The 12,234-nt window shown below is 67.4% G+C and carries 16 protein-coding genes; 12 read left to right on the plus strand and 4 right to left on the minus strand.

The genetic code is table 11. The annotated features are described in order from the left end of the window. Positions 1-34 precede the first annotated feature (34 nt). Complete coding sequence (locus tag AMB_RS22505) at positions 35-316, plus strand: RNA-binding S4 domain-containing protein (RefSeq protein WP_011386791.1); 282 nt, start codon at positions 35-37, stop codon at positions 314-316. 104 nt (positions 317-420) lie between these two features. Here the strand turns inward: AMB_RS22505 and AMB_RS22510 are convergent, their stop codons facing one another. Both AMB_RS22510 and AMB_RS22515 read right to left on the minus strand, forming a co-directional pair. Further along, positions 421-1,602: a pyridoxal-phosphate-dependent aminotransferase family protein gene (locus AMB_RS22510; protein WP_011386792.1), complete on the minus strand. Its 1,182-nt coding sequence runs from the start codon at positions 1,600-1,602 to the stop codon at positions 421-423. Then, complete coding sequence (locus AMB_RS22515) at positions 1,599-2,651, minus strand: DUF2125 domain-containing protein (protein WP_011386793.1); 1,053 nt, start codon at positions 2,649-2,651, stop codon at positions 1,599-1,601. Before AMB_RS22515 ends, AMB_RS22510 begins: the two co-directional genes overlap by 4 nt. On the opposite strand from AMB_RS22515, the gene AMB_RS22520 reads away from it, so the two are divergent. From AMB_RS22520 to AMB_RS22540, 5 genes are all read left to right on the plus strand, one after another. Further along, on the plus strand, positions 2,650-3,231 hold the full coding sequence (locus AMB_RS22520; RefSeq protein WP_011386794.1) for a gamma-glutamylcyclotransferase: 582 nt from the start codon (positions 2,650-2,652) through the stop codon (positions 3,229-3,231). The two genes, AMB_RS22515 and AMB_RS22520, sit on opposite strands and share 2 nt — an antisense overlap. 93 nt (positions 3,232-3,324) lie before the next feature. After that, the gene (galU, locus tag AMB_RS22525; RefSeq protein ID WP_011386795.1) at positions 3,325-4,200 is read left to right on the plus strand and encodes a UTP--glucose-1-phosphate uridylyltransferase GalU; all 876 of its coding nucleotides are present in this window, start codon (positions 3,325-3,327) and stop codon (positions 4,198-4,200) included. 137 nt (positions 4,201-4,337) lie between these two features. After that, complete coding sequence (locus tag AMB_RS22530; RefSeq protein ID WP_011386796.1) at positions 4,338-5,357, plus strand: DNA/RNA non-specific endonuclease; 1,020 nt, start codon at positions 4,338-4,340, stop codon at positions 5,355-5,357. A 49-nt stretch (positions 5,358-5,406) separates the two neighbouring features. Further along, the gene (locus AMB_RS22535; protein WP_011386797.1) at positions 5,407-6,168 is read left to right on the plus strand and encodes a hypothetical protein; all 762 of its coding nucleotides are present in this window, start codon (positions 5,407-5,409) and stop codon (positions 6,166-6,168) included. A 7-nt stretch (positions 6,169-6,175) separates the two neighbouring features. Beyond that, positions 6,176-7,330, plus strand: coding sequence for an alpha-hydroxy acid oxidase (locus AMB_RS22540; protein ID WP_011386798.1), 1,155 nt, complete (start codon positions 6,176-6,178; stop codon positions 7,328-7,330). A gap of 99 nt (positions 7,331-7,429) precedes the next feature. Here the strand turns inward: AMB_RS22540 and ddpX are convergent, their stop codons facing one another. After that, the gene (ddpX, locus tag AMB_RS22545; protein WP_043745678.1) at positions 7,430-7,999 is read right to left on the minus strand and encodes a D-alanyl-D-alanine dipeptidase; all 570 of its coding nucleotides are present in this window, start codon (positions 7,997-7,999) and stop codon (positions 7,430-7,432) included. A gap of 43 nt (positions 8,000-8,042) precedes the next feature. On the opposite strand from ddpX, the gene tsaB reads away from it, so the two are divergent. Continuing rightward, the gene (gene tsaB / locus AMB_RS22550; RefSeq protein ID WP_043745680.1) at positions 8,043-8,714 is read left to right on the plus strand and encodes a tRNA (adenosine(37)-N6)-threonylcarbamoyltransferase complex dimerization subunit type 1 TsaB; all 672 of its coding nucleotides are present in this window, start codon (positions 8,043-8,045) and stop codon (positions 8,712-8,714) included. Then, entirely contained in the window at positions 8,711-9,190 is a 480-nt protein-coding gene (locus tag AMB_RS22555; RefSeq protein WP_011386801.1) for a GNAT family N-acetyltransferase, read from the plus strand. The genes tsaB and AMB_RS22555 overlap by 4 nt, the downstream gene beginning before the upstream one ends. 32 nt (positions 9,191-9,222) lie before the next feature. Here AMB_RS22555 and AMB_RS22560 read toward each other — a convergent pair whose 3' ends face one another. Continuing rightward, complete coding sequence (locus AMB_RS22560; RefSeq protein WP_011386802.1) at positions 9,223-9,471, minus strand: sulfurtransferase TusA family protein; 249 nt, start codon at positions 9,469-9,471, stop codon at positions 9,223-9,225. Between the two features lie 99 nt (positions 9,472-9,570). Here AMB_RS22560 and AMB_RS22565 point away from each other — a divergent pair, with 99 nt between their 5' ends. The 4 genes from AMB_RS22565 to AMB_RS22580 all read left to right on the plus strand — a co-directional run bounded on the left by AMB_RS22565 (position 9,571) and on the right by AMB_RS22580 (position 12,226). After that, on the plus strand, positions 9,571-9,990 hold the full coding sequence (locus AMB_RS22565; RefSeq protein ID WP_011386803.1) for a MucR family transcriptional regulator: 420 nt from the start codon (positions 9,571-9,573) through the stop codon (positions 9,988-9,990). Between the two features lie 136 nt (positions 9,991-10,126). Further along, positions 10,127-10,558: a Fur family transcriptional regulator gene (locus AMB_RS22570; protein WP_011386804.1), complete on the plus strand. Its 432-nt coding sequence runs from the start codon at positions 10,127-10,129 to the stop codon at positions 10,556-10,558. A 45-nt stretch (positions 10,559-10,603) separates the two neighbouring features. Further along, positions 10,604-11,410, plus strand: a complete 807-nt coding sequence (locus tag AMB_RS22575; protein WP_011386805.1) for a GNAT family N-acetyltransferase — start codon at positions 10,604-10,606, stop codon at positions 11,408-11,410. A gap of 6 nt (positions 11,411-11,416) precedes the next feature. Next, positions 11,417-12,226 (plus strand): lysophospholipid acyltransferase family protein, encoded by an 810-nt coding sequence (locus AMB_RS22580; protein WP_011386806.1) that lies wholly within the window; start codon positions 11,417-11,419, stop codon positions 12,224-12,226. Positions 12,227-12,234 lie beyond the last annotated feature (8 nt).

A 12,234-nucleotide genomic window follows, 5' to 3' on the forward strand; every position in this document is an offset into this window, starting at 1 on the left:
CAAACCTCCCTTTTGATTAAGCGGGAGAGTCTGGATGGAAACCTCCATCCGTCTCGACAAGTGGCTGTTCTTCTGCCGTTTTTTCAAGTCGCGCTCGCTGGCTGCAAATGTGGTTGAGAGCGGCGGCGTCCGCCTGAATGGCCTTCCCGTCGCCAAGCCCGCCCATGCGGTCAAACCCGGCGACCGGGTGAGCTTTCCCGCCGGTCCCTATCTCCGCACGGTCGAGGTTGTCGCCCTGGGCACAAGGCGCGGCCCCGCCCTCGAGGCCCAGGGGCTTTACCGCGATCTGGGCAAGGAGCGGGCGCCCGAGGAATAGCGCGCTCGGAGGAACCCTCCGAACCTCCCTTCTTTTGAAAATCAAAGGGTGGGACCGGGAGGCATGCCTCCCGGCGGGGCGCGGGGCGGAGCCCCGGTCTCTCCCTACCCGAACAGCGCCCTGGACGCCGCCGCCGGGCCGGCACCCGGCTTGACCTTTTCGCCCAGCACGCTTTCCAGCGCCGTCAGACAGGCCATGACGTGCCGGGGCGTGGCGCTTTGGCCCATCAGGCCGATGCGCCAGACCTTGCCGGCCAGGGCGCCGAGGCCGGCGCCGATTTCCAGGCCGAAGCGGGCCAGCAATTGGGCGCGCACGGCCGCCTCGTCGACGCCCTCGGGCACGGTGACGGCGTTGAGCTGGGGCAGACGGGACTGTTCCGCCACCAGCAGGCCGAGGCCCATGGCCTCCAGCCCGGCCTTCAAGGCCTCGTGCATGGCGCGGTGCCGGGACCAGGCGGCGTCCAGGCCTTCCTCGTGCAGCATGACCAGGGATTCATGCAGGCCGTAGAGGGCGTTAACCGGAGCGGTGTGGTGATAGGTGCGCTTGGCGCCGCCACCCCAATAGGCGGTCAGCAGGGTCAGGTCGAGAAACCAGCTCTGCACCTTGGTCTTGCGGGATTTCAGCGCCTGGACGGCGCGGGACGAGAAGGTGACCGGCGACAGGCCGGGCGGGGCCGACAGGCATTTCTGGCTGCCGGAATAGACCGCATCGGCGCCCCACTGGTCCACCAGCACCGGAATACCGCCTAGCGAAGTGACGGTGTCGACGATGGCCAGCGCCCCATGGGCATGGGCCAGGGCACAGAGCGCGCCCGCGTCGGATTCGACGCCGGTGGAAGTCTCGGCATGGACGAAGGCCAGGGCCTTGACGTTCGCGTTGGCTTTCAGCGCCGCCTCCACCTTGGCGGGGTCGACGGGCGTGCCCCAGGCATCCTCGACCACCACGGCGCGGGCGCCGCAACGCTCGACGTTCTCCTTCATGCGGCCGCCGAACACTCCGTTGACACAGACCACCACGGTGTCGCCGGGCTCGATCAGGTTGACGAAGCAGGCTTCCATGCCGGCCGAGCCGGGGCCGGACACGGCGAAGGTCATCTCGTTATCGCTGCGAAAGGCCGCCTGCAACAGGCCCTTCAGCTCGTCCATCATGCCGACGAAGGCCGGATCCAGGTGCCCGATGGTGGGGCGCGCCTGGGCGGCCAGCACCCGGGGATGGACGTCCGAGGGACCGGGTCCCATCAGGATGCGCAGCGGCGGCTGGAACGACGTGGCGGGCAGGTTGCTCATGATGGCGGGGCTCCGGAACCGGGGGGAGTGATGGGCAGGGGCGGCAGCTTCATCAGCTTGACCTGCCCGGCATAAAGATTGCCGTCCTGCAGGGTGACGGCCAGGGTCAGGGTGGGGCGGCCCTGGGGGTCGGGACGCGCCAGGATGGCCAGCAGCATCTCGGCGGCCGAGGCCATGCCCGGCTCCACCATCTTGGCCTCGACCAGGCGGGCCAGCATCTCTTTCCAGCCCCGCACGCGGGCCGTGGTGGCGATGAGGGGCTGGAGCGCGGGGTCGAAGGCGAAGGTGCCGTCGGCCTCCAGGGTCAGGGGCGGCCATTCCACCACCAGCCGGTCCAGCTCCATGTTACCGCCGGCATTGCTCCAGGCGGCCAGGGCGGACAGCGGCGGCTCGTCCGGAATGGTGCCCATGATGCGGCCGTCCACCTGCACCAGATCCAGGCGGCGGCTGAAGGGCAGGTGGGGGGGCAGGCTCATCTCGACGCCGCGCGCCTCCAGGCCGAAATGGGCCGAGGGCTTTTCGTGGCCGGGATCGGGGGGATTGAGCCATTCATAGGTGATGGCCAGACGCTCGGCCGACAGCGGCCCGGCCCCCGGCTGTTCCAGAATGGCGCGGCCCGCCTCGAACGCGAAGGCATGCAGGTCGCCGTCGCCATCCACCCGCAGCCGAAGGGTGGTGCCCGCGCTGGTGACGATCCCGCGCCAGCCGTCGCCCAGGGCCAGTTGGTGGCTGGTGCCCAGTTCGAGAAGCGGCCCCATGGGGTCGAGGCCGGGAACACGCAACCGCACGCCATCGCTGGCCCAGGAAATCCCCGCCGGCGTGGCAAGGCTGAGCGCCCCCAGATCCAGCCCGATCTCGGCGGGAAAGCCGAACAGGGCGATGTCCCGGTGCTCCAGACGCCAGCCCTCGGCACGGCGCGAGGCGACGAAGTCCTCGACCCCCTTGCGCAATTGCCCCGCCACGTGGAACCAATAGGCGGTGTAGGCGCCGCACCCGGCCAAAACCAGGACGGCCAGACTGAGACCAGCGAGACGGAAACGAACGGGCATGGGTATCGCCACTCCTGAACCGGATACCACCTCTAACCCGACGACGGGCTGGAGGCAAGGCACCGACCTCTGGGTCTTCGCCTACGGCTCACTGATGTGGAACCCGGAGTTCCGGCACGAAGAAGCGCGAACCGCCCGCCTGAGCGGCTACCATCGCGCCCTGTGCATCCTGTCCCACCAATGGCGCGGCACGCCCGAACGGCCGGGTCTGGTCATGGGCCTGGACCGGGGCGGATCGTGCCGGGGCCGCGCCTTTCGGGTGGCGGCACCCGAGGTGCCCGAGGTGATGGCCCAGATCTACCGCCGGGAGATGCCCACCGGGGTCTATGCCCCCCGCTTCGTCCCGGTCACCCTGGACGATGGACGCCGGGTCGAGGCCTGGGCCTTCATCGCCCGGCGGGACCACCCGCAATACCTGGCCCACGCCACCCCGGAGCAACGGGCCGCCCTGGTACGCCAGGGCCACGGCCATGCCGGACCCTGCCGCGACTATCTGGCCAACACCATCGCCCAGCTGGAAATGCTGGGCCTGGGCGGCAAGGCGCTGCGGCAGTTGCTGGCGCTGGTGGATAAGCCATAAGCGCCCCGATTCCGCCGCAATCGGAACAAAACTCCGCCGCTTTGGGACGCGATGATCCCCGTCATCGCAACCTCTTCCCGAAGAGATTTCCAAATGATCCGCAAAGCCGTTCTTCCCGTCGCCGGCATGGGCACCCGCGTTCTGCCCGCCACCAAGGTGCTGCCCAAGGAATTGCTGCCGGTGGTGGACAAGCCGCTGATCCAGTACGCGGTGGAGGAAGCCGCCGAGGCGGGCATCACCGAGATCGTCCTGGTCACCGCCCGGGGCAAGGAGATGCTGGCCGACCATTTCGACCGCAACGCCGAGCTGGAGCGTTCGCTGGAGACGCGCGGCAAGACCGAGCTGCTGGACATCGCCCGCAGCACCTGCCCCAAGGGGGTGAGCATCACCACCGTGCGCCAGCCGGCGCCGCTGGGTCTGGGCCATGCCGTGCTGTGCGCCCGCCCGGTGATCGGTGACGAGCCCTTCGCCGTGCTGTTGCCCGACGACCTGATCCTGGGGGCGCCCGGCTGCCTGAAACAGCTGGTCGACGTGTGGAACGAGACCCGCGGCCATGTGATCGCCGTGGAGAACGTGCCCGCCGACCAGGTGGACCGCTACGGCATCCTGGACGTGATCGAGGAGAAGGGCCGTCTGGCCCGCGCCCGTGGCCTGGTGGAAAAGCCCAAGCCGTCCGAGGCGCCCTCGACCCTGTCAGTGATCGGCCGCTATGTGCTGGACGCCAGCGTGTTCGACGCCCTGGAGCGGCGTGAGAGGGGTGCCGGCGGCGAGATCCAGCTGACCGACGCCATCGCCCGCACCCTGGGCAGCGTGCCGCTGCACGGCGCCCGCTTCCACGGCACCCGCTACGACTGCGGCAATAAGGCGGGCTATGTGGCGGCGATCATCGACGCCGCCCTGGCCCATCCGGAAACTGCCGCCGCCGTGCTCGCCCATCTCGAGGCGCTGTCCGGACGCCGTGCCGCCTAATTCCTAAAACGTGTAATGCAGCGGATCGTATCGGCCAAATTGGCGATATAATCCGCTGCATACAACTTGTTTGAATTGAAAATCATCTGGCGACTCGGCAACCTTGGTACATGTCCACTGCCGCATGAGGTTCGCCTATGCTTCGCCACAATATCGTTATTCCCGTTTTCGCTGCATTCGCTCTGCTCGCGGCCGGCTTTTCGGCCCGGGCCGAGCCCTTGGCCTGCAAGGGCCAGGGCGGCGTCAAGGAGCTGCCCTACGAATCGGTGGTTCCCAGCGGCTACAATCATGACCGCTTCGCCACCCAGCCCCGCAGCCTGATGTTCTCGTACGGCGCCTTCACCTCGTCCTTCGAGACGGCGGAGGATCAGGCCAAGCCCGACTCCCCCTTCAAGGGCATTCCCAAATGGGTGTCCTACGAGATGCACGCCATGATGGGCACCGACGGCAAGCCCATCCATCCCCAGGGCGCCAAGCGCCCGGTCAAGTGGTACGAGCTGGAGGCCACCGACTTCCTGTGGACCGAGCCCAAGCTGAAGCCCGGCATCGACGCCTCGTACCGGGGCTTCGCCGCCCTGTGGAACCGGGGCCACATGGCGGCGCGCAACCATGCCAACCGCATTTCGTGGCAGGAGGGCTGCAACACCCACACCTTCATCAACGCCCTGCCGCAATTCGCCGACATGAACCAGGGCGACTGGCTGGCGCTGGAGAACTATGCCATCGCCGCCGCCAACAAGTTCGGCAAGGTCTGGACCATCGCCGGGCCGGTGTTCGAGCCCGAACGCGACGTCGACACCATCGGCAAGGACGGCATCACCGTGCCGGTGGCCATTCCCCATGCCCTGTACAAGATTCTGGTGATCGAGACCAAGGGCAAGGTGGAGGCCCGCGCCTTCCTGTTCCATCAGGCCGACGAGGACCAGCGGGGCGGCTATCGCAAATGCGCCGGCACGCCCCAGTCCAAATACGACCTGACCACCTATTCCACCTCGCTCTCGGCGCTGGAAAAGGCCACGGGGCTGAAATTCCTGACCACCTTGTCCGACGCCGACCGCAGGGCCGTCGATGCGGCCTCGGCCAAGGCCCCCTGGCCCATCGAGGCCAAGTATTGGGACGACAAATGCGGCGGAAAGGACGATGACGATGATGTCTAGTCCCTGATCCCTACTTTACGCCGCCGCCAAAGACGGCTTGGATAGGGGCATGGAATCGGGCGGCACGGACATCATCTGGACTCAGTTCATCCTGGCGGCGGCGCTGACCCGCGTCGCCCGTCAGGCGGCCGGGCAGGACGGCGAGGACGAGGAGGCGATTCGTTTCTCCTATGCCGACACCCATGCCGGCGGCGGACGATTGCCCACTCCCGCCGCCTTGCCCGCCGTGCTGGCCCGGCGCGGCGAGTTCATCTCCCGCGCCTGGCTGGATGCCGTCGCCGCCGGCGGCCACCATCCCGGCTCGTGGGTTCTGGCCGGGCGGGTGATCGGCGCCCTGGGCGGCCTGGACTTCGAGGCCGACGTCAACGACATCGATCCCGCCGTCATGGAAGGGGCCAAGGGCCGGCGCGAAGGCGGCTGGGTGCGGTTCTGGAGCCACGACTGGTTCTCGTTCCTGCGCCACCGCTTCGTGCTGGAGCCCCGGCCCCATTTCGTGTTCATCGACCCGCCGCCCGACGATCCCCGCGGTCCCGGCTACGCCATCGACGCCGCCATCCTGCTCGACACCCTGGACACGCCCTACATGGTCGCCTATCCCGTGGACGCCTCGTCCCAGGATGCCATCGACCAGATCGGCCGGTCGGGGCTGGAATTGCGGGGACCAGGTCTGGAGCGCGGCGTGCTGCTGGGCGGCGGAGCCGAGACGGTGGTGCTCGACATCCTGTCCGATCTTCGCCTGCTGGCCTGGCTGTTGGGGGGCGAGCTTTCGGTCAGGCTGCCCCGGGCGCCGGCCGACGATTATTGCATCTGAGGGCATCATGACCATCAACCACGCGGCAAGTATCGGCGATCTGGCGAAGCTGGCGCGGTGGCGCATTCCGGGCTTCGCCTTCGGTTTTCTCGATGGCGGCTCGGGCGAGGAGGGCGGACTGCGCCGCAACCGCGAGCGCCTGGAGGCCGCCGTGCTGGCGCCCAAGGCCTGCACCGGCGCCAAGCCCGATACCACGGCCAGCCTGTTCGGCCGGGACTATGCCCTGCCCTTCGGCGCCGCTCCGGTGGGCATGGGCAACCTGCTATGGCCGGGAGCCGATCTGATGGTGGCGCGTCAGGCGGCGCGGCTGGGCTTTCCCGTGGTGGCCTCCACCGTCGCCACCACCGCCCTGGAAGACATTGCCGCCGCCGCCGAGGGCCATGCCTGGTTCCAGCTTTACGTTTCCCGCGAGGAGCGCATCAATCGCGACCTCCTCGCCCGGGCCTGGGCGGCGGGCATCCGCGAGCTGGTGATCACCGTCGATGTGCCGGTGGCCGGCGACCGCCGCCGCGACGTGCGCAACCGCTTCATCCTCCCGTTCAAGCCGGGGCCGCGCTTCGTCGCCCAGGTGGCCATGGCGCCGCTCTGGGCCTTGTCCACCCTACGGGCCGGCTCGCCGGGCTTTCCCAATCTGACCCGCTATGTGGGCGAGGTGGACGGCAAGACCCTGGCCGGCTTCATCTCGTCGCAGATCAAGGACGACCTCGCCTGGGACGACGTCCGCGCCTTGCGCGACCTGTGGCAGGGCCGCCTGCTGATCAAGGGAATCATGACCGCCGCCGACGCCAGGACCGCCCTGGACCTCGGCGCCGACGGCATCTGGGTGTCCAATCACGGCGGCCGCCAGCTGGATGCCGCCCCCGCCGCCATCGATTCCCTGGCGGCCATCCGCGCCGCCCTGGGCAAGGAGGCGGTGATCCTCATGGACGGCAGCATCCGCTCGGGCGAGGACGTGGTTCGCGCCGGAGCCACGGGGGCCGATTTCGTCTTCTGCGGCCGAGCCTTCTATTACGGCGCGGCGGCGGCGGGCGAAGGGGGGGCCGCCCGGGCCGCCGACCTGCTGGCCGCCGATGTGCGGCGGACGCTGACCCAGATCGGCTGTCCATCGTGGATGGGGCTGGACGAAGGATGGCTGTGGAAGGAATCGGGCTGCCGCCCGTAACCCGCCTGGAGGCGCAGCCTCCAGACCTCCAGGATTTTTGAAATCAAGAGAGGGTTTGGGAGGTTTCCTCCCAATCAGGGCTCGGGGCGGAAGCCCCGATCACTCCCTCATCATCCGCTCCGCCCCCAGCACCGTATCGGACAGCAGGGGAAAGCGGGCGGCGGCATGCATTTGATAGTGCCACCACTCGTTGGCATAGAAGTCCCAGCCGGCGGCGTTCATCAGGCCCAGCAGGAGCAAGCGGTTGCGCTGGGCCTCGACGCTGACCCCGGTCACCGCGTGGTGGGAGAGCGGCGTGAAGGCGTCGAAGGCGGTGCCCATGTCCAGGGCCTGACCGCTGGCGGTGTCCAGCAGGTCGAGGTCCACCGCCACGCCGCGGGAATGGGTGGAGCCCCGGTGCGGATCGGCGAGGAATTCGGGATCGGGGGTGTGGTTCCACAGCGCCCATTGCGCCTCGGCCGGACGGAAGGCGTCGAGGATGCGCAGGCTCAGGCCCAGCGGCCGGGCCAACGCCACCGCCTTTCGCAGCAGCGGCGCCGCCTCGGCATGCAGCCAGCAGCCGGCGGCGGGGGCGTAGACCGGCTTTCCCGTGAAATTGTCGGCCGTGGCATAGGCCAGAAGAATCTCGACGCCATGCTCTTCGGCGGTGATGGGAACCAGGGGGTGCATCTTCCTGCTTTCATTTCCAACGCCGGGGAAGTATAGCGGCGAGATGATCGTTCTCGCCATGGACAGTTCGACCTCCGCCTGCTCCGCCGCCCTGTGGGCCGACGGCACGGTGCTGGCGCGGCGCCTGTCGCCCATGGCGCGGGGCCAGAGCGAGGCGCTGCTGCCCATGGTCGCCGAGGTGATGGCAGAGGCCGGGCTGTCCTTCGCCGATCTCGGCCTGCTGGCGGTGACGGTGGGGCCGGGAGCCTTCACCGGCCTGCGCATCGGTCTGGCGGCGGCGCGGGGTCTGGCCCTGGCCACGGGATTGCCCCTGGTCGGAGTGACCACCACCGAGGCCGTGGCCGCCGGCGTGCCCGAGACCGAGCGGCAGGGCCGCGCCGTCCTGGTGGCCATCGAGTCGCGGCGCGACGAGAAGTGGCTGCAGCTGTTCGATTCCGCCCTGGTTCCGCTGTCCGAAATCCGCGCCCTGTGTCCCGAGCAAGCGGCGCAACTGGCCACGGATGCCGTGGTGGCGGGCGACGCCGCCCCGGTGATCCTGTCGTTCCTGCCCGGCGCGGTGGCCGCGTCCTCCTCGGGTTTCGCCGATGCTGCCCTGGTGGCCGCCCTGGCCGCCGGCCGATGGAACCGGGGGGATTCCCTGCCGCCCGAGCCCCTTTACCTGCGCGATGCCGACGTCACCCTGCCGGGACGGCCCGCAACGGGCGGTCCGGAGTGATCGAACTGGTCCCCGCCGGGCTGGTCCATGCCGAATTGCTGGCCGGCATGCACCGTATCTGCTTCACCGAACCGTGGAGCGCCACTTCCATGGCCGAGGTCCTGGCCCTGGCCGGGACCGAGGGGCTAATCGCCGTGGAGGGCGGGTCGCTCGCCCCCGCCCTGGAGCCGCCCGGCCCGGCCGGGCTGATCCTGTGGCGCCGCATCTTTGATGAAGCCGAGATTCTGACCGTCTGCGTCCTGCCGCCCTGGCGCCGCCGGGGCGTGGGGGCCCGCCTGCTGGACGGCGCCATGGACAGGGCGATCGGGGGCGGCGCCCTGACCATGTTCCTGGAAGCTGCCGCCGACAACGAGGCCGCCCTCGCCCTCTACGCGTCGCGGGGATTCGAACGCGTCGGACTACGTAGGGGGTATTACGGAGCTATAGACGGAGTCACCATGAGTTGCCGACTGGACAAGATTCCAGTCCAGCATTGAGATGCGGCAATATCCACACGCGGCCAGAGGGCTTATTTCTTGCAAACCACAAGGTGGTGAATGCCTGTCGGACCTTCCCCAGGCTCCGGGGCGAGTGACAGGATTTCGTGGCCGAGTTCGGCAAGAGAGCGCGGCACATTTCCCAGCGGTTCCGCGCCTTTCAAGCGTACATCCACAATCTCTCCCGAGATCATTCGCTCCACCAGTAACTTGGTTTTGACGAAGGTCATCGGACAGACTTCGTTGGTAATGTCAAGGCTGTAGTTAGGCTTCTCAGTCATGCGAATTGTGTCACTTTCATTTGCCGCAATGGTTATTGCCAGGTTTGTACGAAGGATTTATATAAGAGCCCACTGAATGAAATTGGAGGGCTGCTCTCTATGTCGGAGCATTCGAACAGCGGCGACCTGCTGGGCCTGACCACGGAAATCGTGGCTGCGCATGTCGCCAATAATAGCGTGGCGGTTGCCGATCTTCCCCATCTGATTCAGGAAGTCTACCGCACCCTGGCCTCGGTGGGCAGTGTCCCCGCGGCACCCGAGCGGCCTCAACCCGCCGTAAACGTGAAGAAGTCGGTGACCCCCGACTACATCATCTGCCTCGAGGACGGCAAAAAGCTGAAGATGCTGAAGCGCCACCTCAAGACCGCCTACAATATGAGCCCCGAGGAATACCGGGATCGTTGGGGTCTGCCGGCCGATTACCCCATGGTGGCACCCAATTACGCTCAGCACCGCTCGAGCCTGGCCAAGAAGATCGGCCTGGGGACCAAGCCCCGCAAGCGCAAGCGGGCCGTCTGAGGCATCCCATTATTCCGGGAAGACTCGTCTTCTCGACAAGTGAAGGAGTTCCGGGCATGATCCCGGAACCCCGGCTTGACGGGGCGCCCAAGGCGCCCCGTTCGTCGCTGGACCCGTCGGCTACCGGATCGCGGCAATGATTTCACGCATCGAGCAACGCTGCATCGACAAGGGTATGAAGATGACCGACCAACGTCGGGTCATCGCGCGCGTGCTGTCCGACTCCTCCGACCACCCCGATGTGGAAGAGGTCTATCGCCGCGCCACCGCCATCGATCCCCACATCTCCATCGCTACCGTCTACCGCACCGTGCGCCTGTTCGAAGAGGCCGATATCCTCGAGCGCCACGATTTCGGCGATGGCCGCGCCCGCTATGAGGAATCGGCGGGCGATCACCACGATCACCTGATCGACATGCATTCGGGCAACGTCATCGAGTTCACCAGCACGGAAATCGAGGCCCTGCAGCGCGAGATCGCGCGGCGGTATGGCTACCGTCTGGTGGGACATCGCCTTGAACTGTATGGAGTTCCGTTGACTTCCGGTGATAAACCGGAAGAGAAATAGATCTTGCGGTCGAACCAGCACCGCGAGGACGGAACCAGAGGGATCATGCAATCCGTGTCTGAGACACGCGAGGTCGTCGACGGGCTTGAGGTCCGGCTTGCGGAAAGCGCGGCCGAGATTGCCGCTGCCCAGGCACTGCGCTACCGCGTCTTCTATCAAGAAATGGGGGCAAGGCCCACCGAGGCCATGCGCGCCCGTCTGGCTGACTTCGACGATTTCGATGCCGTTTGCGACCATCTGCTGGTCATCGACCGCGCCCGGGGGACAGGGGCGGCCGGAGTGGTCGGCACCTACCGCCTGATGCGCCGGACGGCGGGCGAGCGCTTTGGCCGCTTTTATACGGCGGGCGAATACGACATCTCCAATATCATCGCCAATGGCGGCCGCTTCATGGAACTGGGGCGCTCCTGCGTCGATGCCGGCTACCGCAACGGCGCCACCATGAAGAAGCTGTGGGACGGCATCGCCGCCTATGTCTTCGAAAACGGGGTCGAGTTGATGTTCGGCTGCGCCAGCCTGCCCGGCACCGACATCCAGGCCCTGGCCGGTCACCTGTCCTACCTTTATCACCACCATCTGGCGCCGGAGGACCTGCGGCCGCGCGCCCTGCCCCAGCTGCATGTGGACATGGCCCTGCTGCCCAAGGAGGCTCTTTCGCCGCGCCGGGCCTTGGCCGAGCTGCCGCCGCTGATCAAGGGTTACCTGCGCCTGGGCGGCTTCGTCGGCGATGGCGCGGTAATCGACCATCAGTTCAACACCACCGATGTTTGCGTCATGGTCAAAACCGACCTGGTTACCGCCAAGTACCGGGCCCATTACGACCGCACCATTCCCGGCTGGTCCGAGGAATAGGCATCAATGATTTCCACCCCCGTCGCCGTTTTGCGCTTCCTCGGCTTCGTGCTGTGGACCCTGGCGCTGCTGCCGCCCTTCCTGGTGCTGCGCCTGGTGTCGCGCCCCCGCATACCCGCCTACACCCGCTTCTACTGGAAGGGCGTGATGCTCATCATCGGCTACGACGCCGTGGTGCGGGGCCGGCCGCTGGAAGACGGCTCGCCGGTGCTCTACGTGGCCAACCACGCCAGCTATCTCGACATCATCGTGCTGGGCAGCCTGCTGCGCGGCTATTTCGTCGCCAAGAACGAAGTGGCGGGCTGGGCCGGTTTCGGCTTCCTGGCCCGGATCTCGCGCACCGTGTTCATCGAGCGCAAGCCCGGCGCCACGGCGCGGGAGCGCAATGGATTGCTCGACCGCTTCGACCTGGGCGAGTCGTTGATTCTGTTCGCCGAGGGCACCTCCAACGACGGCAACCATGTCGTTCCGTTCAAGAGCTCGTTCTTCTCGGTAGCGGAAGGCGAGGTGCGGGGCGCCGAAGGCATACCGTGCACGGTAACGGTCCAGCCGGTCTCGGTGGCCTATACCAAGCTGGACGGCCTGCCCATCACCCGGGCGCTGCGCCCGCTCCTCGCCTGGTATGGCGACATGACCCTGGCCGGTCACATGGTGGGCGCGCTGGGTCTGGGCCGCATCACGGTGGAGGTGGAATTCCATCCGCCGGTCAGCCTGGCCGAGTTCGGCTCGCGCAAGGTGCTCTCGGCCCATTGCCACAAGGTGATCAGCCACGGCCTGACCCGCATGCTGGCGGGGCGGCCGGCGGCGAATCCTTGACTCCCGGT

Source organism: Paramagnetospirillum magneticum AMB-1, assembly GCF_000009985.1.
Classification (GTDB): Bacteria; Pseudomonadota; Alphaproteobacteria; order Rhodospirillales; family Magnetospirillaceae; genus Phaeospirillum; species Phaeospirillum magneticum.